Raw genomic sequence first — 18,248 nt, 5'->3', positions numbered from 1 at the left:
TATGAAAGAAATAACTATTGATTACCTTTATCTCGATTTAAATACCTGCGACCGTTGTGTCGGAACAGATGAAGTTTTAGACGGAGTCTTAGATGTTTTAGAACCGGCATTGCAACTGGCTGGATATAAAGTCGTTCGACGTAAAATAGAAATGTCTACAGCGGAGATTGCGGCTGAATATCAGTTTCTATCATCCCCGACTATTCGTGTAAACAGTAAGGATATCTGCCTTACAGTAGAAGAAAATGATTGCGGGTGTTGCAGTGATATAGCTGGATGCGACGTGGAATGTCGCGTTTTTCGATATGAAGATGAAGTCTACGAAATTCCTCCGAAAGAAATGCTCGCAAATGCTATTTTGAAAACCTTGTTTTCCGACAATATTGAAATTACCAATACAGAATATATAATGCCAGAAAATCTTAAAGAGTTCTATGCAAGTAAAAATAATAATAAGAATGGAGAATTTACTATGAAAAAAATATCTATTTATGAGCCAGCTATGTGCTGTGAAACCGGAGTTTGCGGAGTCGGCGTTGACCCTGAACTGCTTCGTATTTCCACTGCATTCAGTAACTTAAAGAAATACGGTGTAGTGGTCAACCGCTATAACTTGAACAATGCTCCACAGGAATTTATAAAAAACCAAGAAATTAATAAGCTCATTATGGGTGACGGTGTGGAGTCGCTACCTGCAACGGTAGTGGACGGGAAAATCGTTATGACAAAGAAATACCCGACCAATGCCGAGATTGCAGAATTGCTTGGTGTTCCGAAGTCTTATCTTGGTGAAGAAAAAAAATCAAGCGGCGGTGCCTGCTGTAACGGTGGAGGTTGTTGTTAATGAAAGACTTTGATGTAAAGAATATTCCCCTAACCAAATATATGTTTTTTACCGGCAAAGGCGGCGTTGGAAAAACATCAATTGCCTGTGCTACTGCGGTTACCCTTGCTGATAACGGTAAAAAGGTACTACTCATTAGTACCGATCCGGCTTCCAATCTTCAGGATGTATTTTCTACCGATCTAACAAGTAAGGGAGTTCCGATTGAAGAAGTCCCCGGTCTTGTTGTTGCGAACCTTGATCCAATTCAAGCCGCAGCGGAATATAGAGAAAGCGTCATTGCTCCTTATCGAGGTAAGCTGCCCGACGCAGTGCTTGACAATATGGAAGAACAACTTTCCGGTTCCTGCACAGTAGAGATTGCAGCGTTTAACGAGTTTTCTAATTTTATAACTGACAAAACAGCCGAGAGAGAGTATGACCATATCATATTTGATACAGCACCCACAGGACATACGCTTAGGATGTTGCAGCTGCCATCCGCATGGTCGAATTTTATCAGCGAAAGTACACATGGTGCATCCTGCTTAGGTCAGCTTTCAGGGCTTGAAGAACGAAAAGATGTCTACAAACAGGCAGTTAATACGCTTGCAGACGGTACCGCTACCACCCTTGTGTTGGTATCTCGACCCGATAAAACACCGCTCCAAGAAGCAGAGCGAGCTTCCGGAGAGCTTGCGGATTTGGGTGTTAACAATCAAATACTTGTCATAAACGGTGTTATGCCTTCCTTTGATGATAGCGTATCTGAAAGCCTTTATAATAAACAGCAGGCAGCTTTAGCCGAGATACCTAATAATATCAAAAAGCTTAACTTGTACTCTGTTCCGCTACGGGCATATAACATCACAGGAATGGATAATGTTCGGGCACTTCTGTCTAAGGATAGTTTTGAAATCAGCGAAGAAACTATAAATGCAACTACAGTACCTTCTTTGAAAAATGTGATTGATGATTTGTATCAGAATGACAAAAAGGTCATTTTTACAATGGGAAAAGGCGGAGTCGGTAAAACCTCTATTGCCGCAGCGATTGCATTTGCCCTGGCTTCTAAAGGCAAAAAAGTACACCTTACAACTACCGATCCAGCAGCACATTTGAAGTATGTTGCCAAAGAAACCGAAAACATCACCATGAGCCATATCGACGAAGAAGCGGAATTGAAGCGCTATCAGGATGAGGTGCTTTCCAAAGCGCGTGAGACCATGTCAGAAGATGATGTTGCCTATGTTGAGGAGGATCTACGTTCACCCTGTACACAGGAAATTGCCGTATTCCGCGCCTTCGCTGAGGTGGTAGACAAGGCCGATAATGAGGTTGTTGTCATAGATACCGCACCCACAGGGCACACGCTTTTATTGCTTGATTCTACGCAGAGCTATCATCGTGAGGTGAAACGGACGCAGGGAGATATTCCTGAAAATGTTAAAAAGTTGCTGCCTCGCTTGCGCAACGAAAAAGAAACTGAAGTTATTATCGTGACGCTTGCAGAAACCACTCCTGTATATGAAGCTATGCGTTTAGAAGAGGATTTAAAACGTGCAGAGATTTCCACAAAGTGGTGGGTAATCAATTCATCAATGTACGCTACCGAAACCACTAACCGCTTGCTAAAAGCAAAGGCCAGTCATGAAATTGAGTGGATAAACAAGGTCGATACTCATACGAAGGGTAACTTTGCTGTTATCAGTTGGAGTGCAGAGGATATAACAGGAAGTAAATTATTAGAATTGATAAAATAATGGAGATACGATAATGAGAGAAAATAAACCAAAGGTCGCATTTATATGTGTTCATAATTCATGTCGAAGCCAAATAGCTGAGGCACTTGGTAAACATTTTGCGGGAGATATATTTGAAAGCTACTCTGCTGGCACAGAAACAAAACCTCAAATTAATCAGGATGCTGTGCGACTGATGAAAGAGCTTTATGACATAGATATGGAGAAAACTCAACATTCAAAGTTGCTTGATGAAATTCCTCAAGTAGATATCGTTATTACAATGGGGTGCAATGTGGAATGCCCTTACCTTCCATGTAAACACAGAGAAGATTGGGGACTTGATGATCCAACAGGAAAGAGCGATGAGGAATTTAAAAAAATAATCTCTGCAATAGAAACAAAAATAAACGAGCTAAAAGGCAGACTAAAGTCGCAATAATTATAACGCCAATTACAAATATAGTAGTTGGCTTTATAGTATTATTATCAAAATGTGCTCCACAAACTGACAAGTATGAAGACAGAAACCTTGAAAAATAAAGACCCTACACTGACCGTTCTACCAGACGGGCATTATTGGTCGACTGCATCTACCGAACAGGCAAAAAGTGTGGACTGTATCTACCGAACCAATAGGTTGAAAATGTGCTATTGTTGTAATTAAAAACATACGGTCGAGCCACGTTGAGACAGTCGTGTTGATGTCACGCAAAGATAAATAAATAGGCTCTAAAGGGCTTGAAATCAAAGGTTTTCAGAATTTCGGTTGAAATAATCGATTGCTGGAAACCTTGTTTTTTTATCGTTCAAAAGCAGCCCGGGTTTGAGAGCATTGTTGGGTTGAGGCTATAGAACTGCTTTTTATCCCGCGAGACAAGGGAACTACTGTTTTTGGATAGGGTTGAAACTAGGGAACTGTTGTTAAATTAATGAAGTAAAAGGCAGTAGTCCTATTACAAAACTACTGCCTTCTACTTTGTTATCTTCCTAAATCATCTTGGCTAATATGTTGTTGTAGAATTGTTCTCATACGCTTGATCATATCGTTAACCGATGACTGAGGCTTATTAATAAGGTTTGCGATTGTACGTTGTGATTTTCCGTCATAAAGCATTTCAAATATTGGTGCCAACTCAGGAGCCTTGTTGCGAAGACTGTCAAGAAGGTCTTCAAAGAGCATAGCTGTTAGGATTGTTTCACACTGTATAGCAGCTGGGTCCTCGAATTCAAGCTCTGTTTCCTCGAAGAAAGATTCAAGCGAAAGCGGAGCTCCATCCTTCATCTTCTTGCAGGCCTTACAGTCCATTTCGCAGCGCTTGAGTTTTCCCTTGCCATCGCTAACTATGCAACGGCGGCTGCGTTCTTCACGTTTCATTTCTGCCCAAATGGGACGCATGTACGTAAGATAAAGTTCTTCGTCATCTGTAGGAATCATGATAGCTGATACTATTTTGTTCCCGATTTTTGCGGGTACCACATCTTCTTTCTTGATACCGTAAGCTTTGATTGTCTCTCTTGTTACCTCCATAGGGATGAGGTATGTTTTGTTGTCTTTCTTTGTCATAATGTAAGCCCTCCTTCGGCTTGAAACCGAAGCGAGAGCTCACATGACGTGCACCAGCCAAAAAAGGCAATGGTCGACCGTCCGAATGGGATTACTCCCGCTTCAGAATTGGCGACCAGCTATTCCAGTGGCTGGTGGCAGTTATTTAGTTGCTCACCCGATAGGTCTGGAATCATCCTTGATCAGGGGATGCCCTATTGGGTGGGTTTGATGGAAGAGGCTACTCAATGCTTAAAGTCGGTCTACGATGGTTTACATGTGTTTTTGCCTTAAATGATTGATTTTTGCAGTCTATTGTGATACCATGTTTGTGGAAATATCTGTATAAGCACCGTAAGCATGTCTTCCTCGTCCATCTAGATAAAGAATACCAAGGCGATTAGGTACAGGCGTATAGGTCAAAATGGTGTTTATTAGGTACTGTAGGTACAGGCTAGGTACAAGTGAGGTGAGCACGATCAAGAGTTTTGAATTTTTCAGAGACCTGTATAGATATCTTGTAAAACAAGAAAACCAGGGTGTCTTTATCATCAACTTTTTCATTGCCGGAGGAAGTAGCTACTTTACACTGCCAAAGTCGAAAACACATAGAACAACATCATATTTAGAGAATGAGCGTCATTACGCAAAAGACAGAGTGTTGACCCCTGAAATGAAGGCGAGTTTCCCAAAACCGGTAAAGGTTGATGAACTTAAAAATTTTCTTGAAAAGAACCTTGATTCGGATAAAGTTAGAGACTGCATGAGTTCATTCGGTGTACCCGCATCATATGAATTGAACAAACACTATCTTGCAAGAGCATTAGCAGTTCAATTTCAAATGTTTATTGTTCGTGGCGACGATGATGTTGATAATGTCATAATCTCTGAATATCAACGACAAGTGCTCGGAGTTGAGGATGAGCCGAATATGTTTTATGGGCCTTTGAATAATGGCGATGATGTTTGGGTTGAAGATAAAGGTAGAAATCACAAAGCCAAATGTTACGAAACTTTTGAGCATACATGGGTGATTCACAATTCTGGACATCAAAGTTGGTACAGTAGAAAACTTGTCTTTGTAAATGCTGCAGATGTTCGTCCTAGTGCTAGTGAAACGGAAATAGAGATACCGGAAACTGCTCCGGGTGAAATAATAAAAATAACCACGAGCTTTTACGCCCGTGGCTTTGAAGGAAAGTTCGATTGTATTTGGGAGATGCAAGACTGTGATGGAAATAACTGCTTTCCTAATTACAGATGGATTTTCAATGTTGCAATTGATACTATTTTTGAAGCCTAATCATGGAGGTTAACAACGTGAGCGATTATAACATTGAGAAATGGTCCACCTTGAAAGAAGTCATGGAACACCTTGGCATCGGCAGAGATACCGTTTTGCAGTGGATTGCAAAAAGGAATATGCCAGCTTACAAGGTAGGCAGACTGTGGAAGTTTAAGCTATCAGAAGTAGACGAATGGATTCGTTCCGGCGGCGCAGCTGATGAAGCTCCTGACAAAGACTAGAGTCCAGATTATTGGACAGACAAAATTATAAAATAATAATGGCAAGGTGTATTTGAACGCCACGAGCCGGAAAGAGGATAATGTTATGGCAAAAGCTGCTAAAAAAGAAGTTGCGGTTTCACTGGAGACCGTTTTGTGGAACTGTCGTGTTGCCCTTCGTGGGGTTGGAAGTACTGAAAAGAATAGAGATGCTGTAATAGGGTTAGTGTTTTTAAAGTTTGCAGGGGACAAGTTTGAAAGACGAAGATCAGAATTATTGGAGCAATACGGGGATATACCAGCTTTCCTTGAAAAAGTATCGTTCTATAATGCTGTAAATGTATATTATTTGAAGGAAACTGCACGGTGGTCTTATATTGTTAAAAACGCAAGCGCTAATGATATTGCAGTTATTCTAGATCAAGCAATGGCGGATATTGAAGAAAGTAATACTCCATTAAAAGGAGCTTTACCACTTAATCTTTTTGCAACACTTGGGGCAAGTAAAGAGGCTATCAAAAATCTAATAGATGAAGTAAATAAAATAGATGAGAAGCGCTTTCATGAAGATGATTTGATTGGCCGAGTATATGAATATTTTCTTCAGGTATATGCTGCTGCCGGAACAAAGGAAGATGGTGAATTTTATACCCCTGCTTCAGTAGTTAAACTGATTGCAGAAATGATTGAACCTTATTCTGGCACTGTGTATGACCCATGTTGTGGTTCGGGCGGTATGTTCGTTCAATCTCTAAAGTTTGTAGATCGTCATAATGGTAATCGCCAGAACGTTTCAATTCTGGGCCAAGAGAGCAATCCCGACACATGGCGTCTTTGTAAAATGAATCTTGCTATACGTGGTATTGCGCATAATCTTGGTGAAAAAAATGCTTCAACATTTACTGAGGATTTACACAAAGACAAAAAAGTTGATTATATTATGGCTAATCCACCTTTTAATTTAAAAGGTTGGCGTGGTGAAGATCAACTTACTGACGATCCTCGTTTTAAAGGTTTTTCAACACCACCTGTAGCAAATGCAAACTACGCATGGATTCTGCATATGATTTCAAAATTAGATGTAAATAAAGGTGTTGCAGGTTTTCTGCTTGCAAATGGTGCATTAAACGCAGATGGTGTTGAATATGAAATCAGAAAAGAATTGCTTGAACGAGATAAGATTGAAGCTATTATCGTTCTACCTCGTGACATGTTCTATACCACAGATATTTCTGTCACTTTATGGATTGTTAATATGAATAAAAAAGCTTGTACATCAGGCGACAGACAGCTTCGTGACCGTACAAATGAAGTACTATTTATGGATTTGCGACGCTGGGATGGTAATATAGAAGAAATTGTAATTGACAAGGGTAAGAAAAAGAAGAAAACAGTGTTTACTGATGATCAAATTATAGAAATAAAGAAAATATATAATAATTGGCAAAGCACTGATACAAGCCTTTACTCAGATGTTCCTGAACTTTGTAAATCCGTAAAACTTGATGAGAAAGAAGGTATTCGCGCTAAGAACTATTCTCTTGCCCCAAGTAAATATATAGAGTTCATTGACCATGACTTAGAAATTGATTACGAAAAAGAGATGGCCCGTATTCAGGCTGAAATGCGCCAAGTAATGAAGGCTGAAAAGAAATCACAAGCCATACTCGAAGAAGCGTTCAGGGGGATTGGTTATGGGATTGACTAAATTCAAACTTGGAGAATTAATACAATTGTCAACGGAAACAAATAGCGAACTTGAATACGGTGTTGATGATGTTCGTGGTATATCTATTAAAAAAATGTTTATTGATACAAAGGCAGATATGACCGGAGTGTCTTTAAAACCTTATTCTTTAGTAAAACCAGATAGTTTTGCTTACGTAACGATAACATCAAGGAATGGAGAAAAGATAAGCATTGCCCATAATGATACAACGGATACTTATATTGTTTCTTCCTCATATGTTGTGTTCAATGTTAGTAGAACTGACATATTGTCATCAGACTATTTATTTATGTATTTTAACCGTCCTGAGTTTGACAGATATTCTCGTTTTAACTCTTGGGGGTCAGCCCGTGAAGCTTTTTCATGGGATGATATGTGTGATATTGATATTGAACTCCCAACGCTACCAATTCAGCAAAAGTATGTTGATATTTATAATGCTATGCTTGCAAACCAGAGAGCCTATGAAACAGGTCTTGAGGATTTGAGAATAACTTGTGAAATCGAAATAGATAAAATTAAACATATTGCTCAAAAAATTCCAACAGGGAAACTGCTTGAGAACGTTGACGTTAGAAATACTGATGGTGCTATCACAGCTGTTCAAGGCATCAACATTACAAAGAATTTTATGCCGTCAGTTGCAAGTGTAGCAGAAGGAAGTCTCCAGAATTATAAAGTCGTTCAAAAGGGGCAATTTGCGTACAGCTCAATGCAGACAGGTAGAGATGAATGTATTCGAATTGCTCTGTTGCAAGAGGACGAACCGATTATTGTTTCACCCGCATATTCTGTTTTGCAAGTTAAAAATAATGATGTACTTGCTGAGTATATAATGATGTGGTTTTCACGCAGCGAAAGCGATAGATATGGTTGGTTTGCCAGTGATGGCAGTATTAGAGCAAATTTGGACTTGGATAGGTTCTACGAAATTGATGTACCTGTTCCGGATATTAAAGAACAGGAAGATATCGTTGGAATTTATAACGCCTATCTTATACGACGTGATATAAATGAAAAGTTGAAAGAACAAATAAAAGACTTATGCCCTATATTGATTAAAGGCTCGCTGGAAGAAGCAAATACGTAAAGGAGGGTTAAAAAATGAGTTTATATACAGAACGTCATGGATTAAGAAAGCCAATCGTACGTACGAGTAAAATTTCAAAAGAAGTTTACACCTTGCTATTAAATATATGCCAAAAATACTATAAAAATCTAACACATATCTTTAAGCTTCAGCAGCATTGTTCTTTTGTGGGCCAGGATTATATTGAATTTAACCGTAGTCAATTTGAAAATAGAATGGCAATAAAAATTCCTAATATATTTAAAGACGAGTATGGTCATATAGCTGCCCCACAAGATAATGATGATTATGATCAATATTCATTAATTGACCTTATAGAGTATGTTGCTGTAAATATAAAGGATATTTCTGAAGGATGGAATAATGATCGTTACAAAAATTATTGGTATATTAATTGTTTGGATACATCAGATGTTTTCGATGACTATCGAAATGAAATAAATGAAATATTTGAAGAGTCTGGGGTGCTGTTTACATTAACCACAGAAAAAATCATTGAACGTGTGGTAGAGAATAGCCCTCTTTCAGCAGAAATAGAAATAAAGTCTCAGCAAATTTCTGAAATTGGTACAAGAGAATTGATGAAAGATGCAATTGCATTATATAAAACACCAAATCCAGCAGCCCGCCAGGATTCAGTCGAAAAAATATGGGACGCCCTGGAACGACTGAAAACTTATTATACTAATCTTGACAAAAGGGGCTCTGCAACTAAGGTGGTAAATGATATGAGTAACGGACAAGCTGAATTTATTACAATTTTTGATGCTGAATTTAGGGCGTTAACGGACATTGGTAATAGTTTTAGAATTCGTCATCATGAGACAAACAAAATTGATATTACAGATATTCGTCACTACGATTACTTTTTTAACCGCTGCTTGTCGTTAATTGCTTTAGCAATTCAATATTTACAATAAAAGGAGGGATTAAGTTGGATTATATCTTTGAAAAAGGAAAATTTACTGAAGATGAGCTTGAACAGGCCATAATTACGCTTTTCGAACAACAAGGCTATACTTATGTCCAAGGGGAGGGTCTTCATAGAAAGTATGAGGATATCCTTCTTCTTGATGACCTACGTGCATTTATAGCTGATCGTTACGCATCTGAAAGTTTGAGTGAAGCCGAGATTCAGAAAATTATTAATCGTCTTAATCTCATTCCTTCTACACCACTTTATAACGGAAACCGCGAGACATTTTTACTTGTAAACGAGGGTTTTGACTTGGTACGTGATGATATTAGCCAGGTCGCGTTACATGTGGACTACATTGACTTTGATGAACCAAGCAATAATATTTTTAAGGTAGTTAATCAGTATTCTGTTCAGGGAGAGCGTTTGCGGCGCCCTGACCTACTTGTGTTTATAAACGGTATTCCTATTGCTATTTGTGAGTTCAAAACAGCGATCGAAGAAGATACTACCATCCATGATGCATGGGAACAGGTTACAATCCGCTATAAAAGGGATATCCCGAAATTAATGAAGTATTGTTTTCTTTCTGTTATTAGTGATGGAGCCAATACAAAACTCGGAAGTATTTTCACACCATACAAGTTTTATTACTCGTGGAATAAAGCAAACGATCAAGATAAAGTTTCAAATGGTATTAGCTCTCTGCTCACCATGATTGAAGGTGCATTTGCAAAAGATCGGGTTACTAAAGTTCTTAGAGACTATATTTTCTATCCAGATGATAGTAAGAAGGATGAAGCTATAGTTTGCCGTTATCCGCAGTTCTTTGCTGCGCAGAAAATGCTTGTTAACATCAAAGCACATATGCGCCCCACTGGTGATGGAAAAGGTGGTACATATTTTGGTGCTACCGGGTGCGGCAAGACTTATACTATGTTATTTTTATCACGTTTGATTGCATTGAGAGATAATGAGGCCTTCAATAATCCTACCATTGTCATTCTCGAAGACCGTGAGGATTTGGATACACAAACTTCAGAATTATTTGTAACGGCGAAAAAGTATCTACATGAAAGTGATGTTCGAAGCATCGAAAGCCGTGAAGATATGGAGAAGACGTTGCGAGATAAACCAAGCGGCGGTATTTACATTACCACCATCCAAAAGTTTTGTGAAAAAACTAGCTTGCTTTCTGACCGTAGCAATATTATTTGTATTTCTGATGAGGCTCATAGAACGCAAACTGGTGTTGGTGCGAAGTTAAAGAAAACTGATAAAGGTGTATTCACCACTTTTGGATTTGCAAAGTACCTACGTGACAGTTTCCCTAATGCTACATATTGTGGTTTCACAGGAACTCCGATAGACGAAACAATAGCTGTCTTTGGTAATGTTGTGGACAGTTATACAATGAAAGAGTCTAGTGATGATGGAATAACGGTTCGTATTGCTTATGAACCACGTCTTGCGCGGGTAATTGTATCTGACGAACAGGCAAAAGAAATTCAGAAGTATTATGACCAGTGCATAGCTGAAGGCTCTAATCCGGAGCAGGTTGAAGAAAGCAAACGTGCTATGAGTTCTATGACAGCTATACTCGGTCATCCTGATAGGATTAAAAAGTTGGCTTCTGATATGGTGACTCATTATGAATCGCTCTGTGCAGAAAAGCCAGAAATTGTGCAAAAGGCAATGATAGTATGCGCAGATCGGCCGTTAGCTTTTAAAGTATTAAAGGCGGTAGAAGCTATCCGCCCTGACTGGTTCGTGGCACGTAAAGCTGAAAACGAATCAGATCTAACAAAAGATCAGTTAGATAAACTTGTAGCCTTACCTAAAATTAATATGGTTGCCACGCAAGGCCAGAATGACGAAAAAGAACTGTTTGACATATGTGGCACAAAAGAACATCGTAAGATGTTGGACAAACAGTTTAAGAATAACGACTCAAACTTTAAAATTGCGATTGTTGTTGATATGTGGATTACAGGATTTGATGTTCCGTCCCTGGCTGTCATGTATATCGACAAACCACTTCAAAAGCATAGCCTTATTCAGACGATCTCCCGCGTAAATCGTGTATTTGATGGTAAGGATAAAGGTTTAGTTGTGGACTACATTGGAATTAAAAATGACATGATGGAAGCTGTCAAGAAATATGGTGGCCCTCAAGAAAACCCGATTGATGAACTTAATATTTCATTGTCTATATTCCGTAACCATTTGGCGTTAATAGATGAGCTTCTTTCAAGTTTTGATTCTACGATGTTCCATCATGGGACACCGATACAAAGACTTAATTGCTTAAATGCTGCCGCAGAATATGTTCAAGCCAGTAAGGATATGCAAACTCGTTTCATGGGCTTATCTCGCAGATTAAAGGGAGCGTACCATATTTGCTTCCCTTCCGGTGAACTAACTGACGAAGAAACAGCAAAGGCACAGTTCTACTTAGCAATACGCTCAATTATTTATAAGCAGACTAAGGGAGATGCACCGGATTCAGAAGTTATGAATAGCGTAGTTGAAGAAATGGTACGCGAAGCTATTACTTGCACTGGTATCGAAAATATTGTCGATGAACATAAAGCTGTTGATCTATTCAGCGACGATTTCCTTGCTGAGCTTGATAATGTAAATCTTCCAATTACAAAGTTTAATGCACTGTTGAAGCTTTTGCGCAAAGCTATTACAGCTTATGGGCGCACCAATAAAGTCAAGGCTATCGAGTTTGATGAGCGATTGAAAGAAGTTGTTGATGCTTATAACAGCCGTGATAAGCTGGTATTTACAAGTGAGGTTGTTTCGGACTTCGTTAATGATTTGTCTGAACAGTTGCTCAAGATAATGAAAGACTTGCAAGATGATAAGTCTTCATTTGAGAAACTTGGAATCAGCTATGAAGAAAAAGCTTTTTACGATATTCTTGTAAAAGTTCGTGACGATCATGGGTTTCCATATGAGGATGAAAAATGTCTTGTTCTTGCTAAAAAGATAAAAGAGCTCGTTGACGATAAAGCACAGTTTGCTGATTGGTCATCGCGTGATGATATAAAGAATCAACTCAACATGGACCTTACAGTGCTTCTTTATAAAAATGGTTATCCTCCTGAATGGGATGAAGAAGTATTTGAAAAGGTTATGGAGCAAGCTGAGAATTTTAAGAAATATAGTGATTAAAATATCTCGGAAGGCACTGTAGGAGGTAGCTTATGATCAATGCATTAACAAAGAGCATAAATAGCAGAGGCTTTGACCAGGTCTTTAAAGAGGTTCTTCATTCGGAGAGTCTTGGCTTGCTTGCAAATGAAGAACTGCGTCTATTCAGGCTAAAAGAAGTCATAGATAATAAGTTTTCAAAGGACTCACTCCGTACATTCATAAGTAAAAATATAGGGCATTATGTTTTCTCGCGTTCAAGGATTGAACAGTTCCGTGTCGAAGGCGATGAGTTTAGTGTTGGTATTGAGGCATTGGACCTTATGTATAAGAGTGGTCGTGCAGATGAGAAAGGTACCGGAAACGAGCTAGGTGAAATACTTTTGTATGCCTTCCTTGAGACGGTTTTGGGTGCACCAAAGATATACAGCAAGATAGAGTTGAATTCATCAGTCAAATCTGGGATAAGCGCATGTGATGGTATGCATTTACGAGCACTTAACTCCGGAGGAAAAACACTGTCTTATGAGATGATATTTGGTACTTCATGCGTTGTTGGAGATCTTGGTTATGCCATAGATGAGGCCTTCGAGTGCATTCAACAGATATCTGGTAGAACAACAGAAGAATTACAGATCGTTGATAGTACAGTTTTTGAATTGCCTGCTGATGATCCAGTGGCTCTTCAATTAATTGATATTATAAAACCTGCTCCCGGTAAGGATGTATATCGAGATACAGCTTTTGGCATTTTTCTCGGTTACACAATTGGTTTAGACTCTTCACGTTATAAAAGTTCAGATTATCGGGATGCACTAGAAAAAAAGATGGACAATGATATTAAACACTATGCTCCTTATATAAAAGAAAAGATTAACAAGCTTGGCCTTAACAATCGTTCTTTCTATGTGTATGTGCTTCCCTTTGACAACGCAGAAGATGACAAGAAGGCCATTATGAAAACTGTCATGAGAGAAGGTGACTCTTATGGCAGATAAAAAGAACTTGAAGTTCGGTGATGTTTTCTTTGCTGAATTGAACCAGGATGCCTATCTAAAGAAAATATATGAAGACATATTATACAATTACGCTATCAAGGTTTTTGGATTTAATAAACGCCGGAAGCGTGAGATACCGATAAATGATGCTCTCGCTTTTGCAGATCTACTTTCAAAATCCAATCATGCAACACTTTACGATTCACAAAAAATGTGGGCTCAAGAAATAGTCACAATGTTGCATTATATTTACCCCGAAGACAAGAAGGTCTCTTATATAGCTGGTTCTGTACTATCAAGCATTGGTAATTATCAGGGTACGAATATTGTTAAATCATCGTTTGATGGAGTTGGCACTCTTGATAAAATTTTCGCGGGTTACAAAAAGGAATATTATACAATCCCGGCGGACCCCGAAAAGCAGTTTATGAGTGCTCAAAAAATCGTGTATGACCATTTTGCCGATGAGTATTACAGTTACTCTGGCCCAACGTCTATGGGTAAATCTTACATAATGAGGATGTTCATCAAGCAACAGATTTTTTCTGGTGTCAAAAATAATTTTGCGCTTGTTGTGCCAACGAAAGCTTTAATTAATGAGGTTCGAATAAAGATAACAGATGACTTGCAATATATGTTACATGAGAATAACTATCACATTGTAACGGCTGCAGGAGATGCTGTATTAATTAAAAATTCCGAAGAAAACAGTGAACGAAGATATATTTTTATCATGACTCCGGAACGGTTGCTCTATCTCCTTATTAATGAACAAAATATTCAGCTTGACTACTTGTTTATTGATGAGGCCCATAAGCTTTCTGGTGCTGATAATCGAAGCCCTTTTTATTACCAAATTGTTCATATGCTTTCAGAACGGGAGCATAGACCGCACTTTGTTTTTGCATCTCCTAATGTTCCTAATCCTGAAATATATTTAAGTTTGATAGCAGGCGTGGAATCAAATGAGTTGAAAAAGCAAAAACTCGCGTCAGCGTTTTCTCCTGTTTCTCAAGTTAAGTTTTTAATTAATCTAGATGACAATGAGGTAGATGTATATAATGAGCATACAAAGGAAACGGTGCCTTTAACATCTATAGCACTTGAAGACGCGGACTTGACAGATGTGCTTCTTCGCTTTGAAAAGGATGATAAAGGTGCAGAAAGACAGTGTATTATATACTTCCCTTCTACCCGTAAGACAGTAGTAGCGGCAAGAGATTTTGCTGCTAATCGTGTTGAAAAGAGTAATGATAAAGAGCTGATAGAACTAGCTAAAGACATAAAGAACGATATACATGGAGATTACTATTTAGCTGAACTTATTTCCAAGGGCGTTGCATATCATATAGGTTACTTGCCGGCGTCTATTCGTCAGAGAATAGAAGACTTGTTCCGTGCAGGTTCTATAACGGCATTATTCTGCACAAGTACGCTTGTTGAAGGTGTTAATCTGCCAGCGGACAATTTATTTATTACAGATTTTAAAAATGGAAGCAAGCATATGAAAGCTGTAGATTTCCGTAACCTTATCGGTCGTGTCGGACGATTGGAATACAATCTTTATGGCAATGTATTTCTAGTCGCGAGTAGTGAAAAAGCAAATGAAAAATATGTAAGCCTGCTTCAGGAGGATATAGCACCACAGACATTGTCTATTGAAAAAGGACTTACAAAGCCACAAAAGCAAAATGTTATAGAAGCCCTTTTACACGGAACAGTGGAGCTTGTGAAATATCCAGATAAGCAGTCAGCAGATTCGTATGATCTAATGCGTAAATTTGCAATCATTCTTTTGAATGATATTTTGAAAAACCGCACTAGTCGTGTTAGACAAGAATTTCAGCAGCTGATGAATCCGGGAGACGAAGATAAAATCAGAACCCTTTTTGCTTCCAATGAAGAATACATTCAGGATGATGATATAACAATATCTGTTGACCAGTCAGAGTCCTTGTATCAAGCAATTTTACAAAACGGACTTGAGTTCCCTGCGGTTGATGAACAAGGTAACTTTGATTCAGCACAATTACTGGCGTTTCTGGAGCGTCTGTGCAGAATATTTAAATGGGAGATATATGAATCTGAAACTTTAGGACATGTAGGCAAATATTCCAAGAAGCATGGTAGGCTTAGCTGGTATGCTGTTATTTTAAGCCAGTGGGTACAAGGTGACGGTCTAAACAAAATAATGTTTCAGGCTATTAGTTATAAGCAGCGTAATCCAGAAAATGCTCTGTATATCGATAATAACTACGTTGACTACAATGACACTCGTGAGCATAGAAATATCGTTATTTCTGATGTGCTCAGTGTTATTGATAAAGTCATTCTTTTCAAAATATCAAATTATTTTTTGAAAGTATCAAAGGCTTATAAAGAAATAAGACAGGTTGAAAAGGTCCCTAATGACTGGTATGAGTTTGTTGAGTATGGTTCTACGAATAGAAAAATAATAAATATCCAGAAACATGGTTTTTCACGTGAGTCATCCCTTTATATTTTAAATCACGGAAAAGACTATATTGCGCAGACTGAGCCTGAATTAAAACTAAAAAAGAGTCTGTTAGAATGTTCAAATGAAGGCGTGAAGAAGGATGCCGCAATCATCAAATACAACATTCCAGACTTATTTGTAGATTAGAAATTAGACAAGCGAATAGAGAAAAATAAGGCCTCTGAAGGATTAAGTTCCCTCAGAGGCCTTATTTAATCTTTCTTATAAAACATTGTCTCATAGCCATCGGCTCTAAGAGCCAACCCTTTTATCCAGGGTGGCGTTCGTCCCATCTGCTCACAAACTGCTTTAAGGGAGACATCCATGCTGCACTCAATAATTAGCTCGTCATGGACGTGACCACAGATAAAGCAATGACTGAGTGTTTTCATGGCATAGGCCAGGATATCCCGGCTGATTGCCTGCACAACATTTTCCGTAAACTTCGGCCCGTAACTTTCGATGCGTTCCCACTTCTTAGTGATGCCGGTACCTTCGTAGGTGACAGACTCACCACCGAACTGGTTCTGTTCGATCTTAGGCTTTACATAGGATAGCCTCCTGCCGGAAGGGAGCTCAATAAAAAGCATCCCCTTCTGGTAATAGAAATTAAGTCCATGTGTTTTGGTATGTGTTCTTAAGCGAACTGCCTCTTTAATATTTCTGTCAATATCCCACCACAGCTTTGTAATCTTCGGGTTTGATGCCCTCCAAGAGTCAACCAGCGGCTGCAATTCGTCTTCAGTAAGGCCCATTTCCAATGCACCCATAGCCTTAAGTGCTCCAACACTGCCGCCATATCCAAGTGCCAATTCTGCGATTTTTCCTTTTTGACGAAGGTGGCTATTCACACCATGCTTCTCAACAGGTACATGGAACATAGCAGAAGCAGAAGCACAGTAGATATCACCATTGTTTTCAAATACGTCTAATCGCCATTGTTCCCCGGCTAAGAAAGACAAAACTCTTGCCTCGATAGCACTGAAGTCGCACACAATAAATTTGTATCCTGACCTTGGAATAAAAGCAGTTCGGATAAGCTGAGAGAGTGTATCCGGCACGTCATCATAAAGAAGCTTCACTGCATCATAATCTCCGAGCTTTACAAGTGACCTTGCATCTTCCAAATCAGGGATATGATTTTGAGGTAAGTTCTGTAATTGTATATGCCTGCCTGCCCAGCGACCAGAACGGGAAGCGCCATAATATTGGAACATGCCTCGAGCCCTGCCATCTAAACAGACAGTGTTCTGCATGGCCTGATACTTTTTAACGCTACTTTTTGCAAGCTGCTGGCGAAGTTGAAGCACGTCGCGTTGTTCCTCAGGCGCAGTCTTTATAAGAGCAGCCACATTCTTTTTCCCAAGAGACTCGGTCTCAACACCATTATCAGAAAGCCACTGTTTTACCTGAACGACACTGTTTGGGTTATCAAGGTTGGTAAGTTCCTTCATTGCAGCAGTAAGTTCTTCTTTGGATTTCTCATCGAAGATAATAGCATTTTTAACGACGCCCAGATCAAGCAGGATGCCTCTGTCATTAATCTCTTGATCCAGATGGTATTCATCCCATACAAACTCAGGTACTGGATAGCTTTCTAGTCGTTTCTTAATTGCCTGTTCCACCTCAACATCTCGGACGTTGTATTTCTTAAATAAGAACCATTTCTCCATACCATGTGCAGGTAGGTTACGAGTACGGCCACCGTTTACTTTGGTGGGTTTGCATGGAACGCAGAAATATTTGATGAGGTCTTTTCCTTCTTTCAGCTTCTGTTCACCGAGCTTAAGAACTGTCCCTACACCTTCAAGCGAAAGTGGTAAGCCCATATAAGCAGACCATATCATACTGCAACGCCAAGAAGATGGATTAAGGTAAACGTTGGCAGTGTCCTCTGGTATGCTGTAGCTACTAAACTTATCCGGGTAATGCTTGCGAAGCCAATAGGATAAACAGACACGTTCGAAGGAAGCGTTAAAGGCCCATTTTGTTATGTTATCATCGGTTAATGCATTTAGTATCTCTTCTGGAATTTTCTCACCTAAGGCCAGGTCAATAACGTGTACCTCACCGCTATTAATTGCGTAACCAAACAGGAGGACTTCAAAGCTTGGAGATTCTGCATACCGATAGACGCCACACTTGCCAAGGTCCACATCCGAGTAAGTTTCAAGGTCAAGAGAAAGTGTTTTTATATCTTCCATAACATCCTCCTTTCAAAAGAATAAGGGCGGCAGCA

The 18,248-nt window shown here is 39.1% G+C and carries 13 protein-coding genes; 11 read left to right on the top strand and 2 right to left on the bottom strand.

Annotated features, from left to right (window positions below; all coding sequences use genetic code 11):
- Nucleotide 1 precedes the first annotated feature (1 nt).
- From arsD to AB3K27_RS14400, 3 genes are read left to right on the top strand one after another with little or no spacing between them, the layout of a single operon-like run.
- A complete protein-coding gene (gene arsD, locus AB3K27_RS14410; RefSeq protein ID WP_368488097.1) occupies nt 2-844 on the top strand; it encodes an arsenite efflux transporter metallochaperone ArsD in 843 nt (280 codons plus the stop codon).
- Nucleotides 844-2,586, top strand: coding sequence for an arsenical pump-driving ATPase (arsA, locus tag AB3K27_RS14405; protein ID WP_368488096.1), 1,743 nt, complete (start codon nt 844-846; stop codon nt 2,584-2,586). Before arsD ends, arsA begins: the two co-directional genes overlap by 1 nt.
- A 13-nt stretch (nt 2,587-2,599) precedes the next feature.
- Nucleotides 2,600-3,007: an arsenate reductase ArsC gene (locus tag AB3K27_RS14400; RefSeq protein WP_368488095.1), complete on the top strand. Its 408-nt coding sequence runs from the start codon at nt 2,600-2,602 to the stop codon at nt 3,005-3,007.
- Between the two features lie 540 nt (nt 3,008-3,547).
- Here AB3K27_RS14400 and AB3K27_RS14395 read toward each other — a convergent pair.
- The gene (locus tag AB3K27_RS14395; protein ID WP_368488094.1) at nt 3,548-4,132 is read right to left on the bottom strand and encodes a sigma-70 family RNA polymerase sigma factor; all 585 of its coding nucleotides are present in this window, start codon (nt 4,130-4,132) and stop codon (nt 3,548-3,550) included.
- Nucleotides 4,133-4,580: 448 nt separating this feature from the next.
- Here AB3K27_RS14395 and AB3K27_RS14390 point away from each other — a divergent pair, with 448 nt between their 5' ends.
- From AB3K27_RS14390 to AB3K27_RS14355, 8 genes are all read left to right on the top strand, one after another.
- Nucleotides 4,581-5,414, top strand: a complete 834-nt coding sequence (locus tag AB3K27_RS14390) for an NBR1-Ig-like domain-containing protein (RefSeq protein ID WP_368488093.1) — start codon at nt 4,581-4,583, stop codon at nt 5,412-5,414.
- A gap of 2 nt (nt 5,415-5,416) precedes the next feature.
- Complete coding sequence (locus AB3K27_RS14385; RefSeq protein WP_368488092.1) at nt 5,417-5,638, top strand: helix-turn-helix domain-containing protein; 222 nt, start codon at nt 5,417-5,419, stop codon at nt 5,636-5,638.
- A gap of 85 nt (nt 5,639-5,723) precedes the next feature.
- On the top strand, nt 5,724-7,325 hold the full coding sequence (locus AB3K27_RS14380) for an N-6 DNA methylase (protein ID WP_368488091.1): 1,602 nt from the start codon (nt 5,724-5,726) through the stop codon (nt 7,323-7,325).
- Nucleotides 7,312-8,436, top strand: coding sequence for a restriction endonuclease subunit S (locus AB3K27_RS14375; protein WP_368488090.1), 1,125 nt, complete (start codon nt 7,312-7,314; stop codon nt 8,434-8,436). The genes AB3K27_RS14380 and AB3K27_RS14375 overlap by 14 nt, the downstream gene beginning before the upstream one ends.
- 14 nt (nt 8,437-8,450) lie before the next feature.
- Nucleotides 8,451-9,356 carry an AbiJ-NTD4 domain-containing protein gene (locus tag AB3K27_RS14370; RefSeq protein ID WP_368488089.1) on the top strand — a complete coding sequence of 302 codons (906 nt, stop codon included), beginning with the start codon at nt 8,451-8,453 and terminating at the stop codon, nt 9,354-9,356.
- A 14-nt stretch (nt 9,357-9,370) separates the two neighbouring features.
- Nucleotides 9,371-12,535 (top strand): type I restriction endonuclease subunit R, encoded by a 3,165-nt coding sequence (locus tag AB3K27_RS14365; protein ID WP_368488088.1) that lies wholly within the window; start codon nt 9,371-9,373, stop codon nt 12,533-12,535.
- Nucleotides 12,536-12,567: 32 nt separating this feature from the next.
- The gene (locus AB3K27_RS14360; protein WP_368488087.1) at nt 12,568-13,512 is read left to right on the top strand and encodes a DUF1837 domain-containing protein; all 945 of its coding nucleotides are present in this window, start codon (nt 12,568-12,570) and stop codon (nt 13,510-13,512) included.
- Complete coding sequence (locus AB3K27_RS14355; RefSeq protein ID WP_368488086.1) at nt 13,502-16,156, top strand: DEAD/DEAH box helicase; 2,655 nt, start codon at nt 13,502-13,504, stop codon at nt 16,154-16,156. Before AB3K27_RS14360 ends, AB3K27_RS14355 begins: the two co-directional genes overlap by 11 nt.
- Before the next feature lie 65 nt (nt 16,157-16,221).
- Here AB3K27_RS14355 and AB3K27_RS14350 read toward each other — a convergent pair whose 3' ends face one another.
- Nucleotides 16,222-18,204: a DNA polymerase gene (locus AB3K27_RS14350; RefSeq protein ID WP_368491244.1), complete on the bottom strand. Its 1,983-nt coding sequence runs from the start codon at nt 18,202-18,204 to the stop codon at nt 16,222-16,224.
- Nucleotides 18,205-18,248 lie beyond the last annotated feature (44 nt).

It is taken from the genome of Clostridium sp. BJN0013 (assembly GCF_040939125.1).
Taxonomy (GTDB): domain Bacteria; phylum Bacillota; class Clostridia; order Clostridiales; family Clostridiaceae; genus Clostridium_B.
This window is presented reverse-complemented; position numbering and strand designations above follow the sequence as displayed.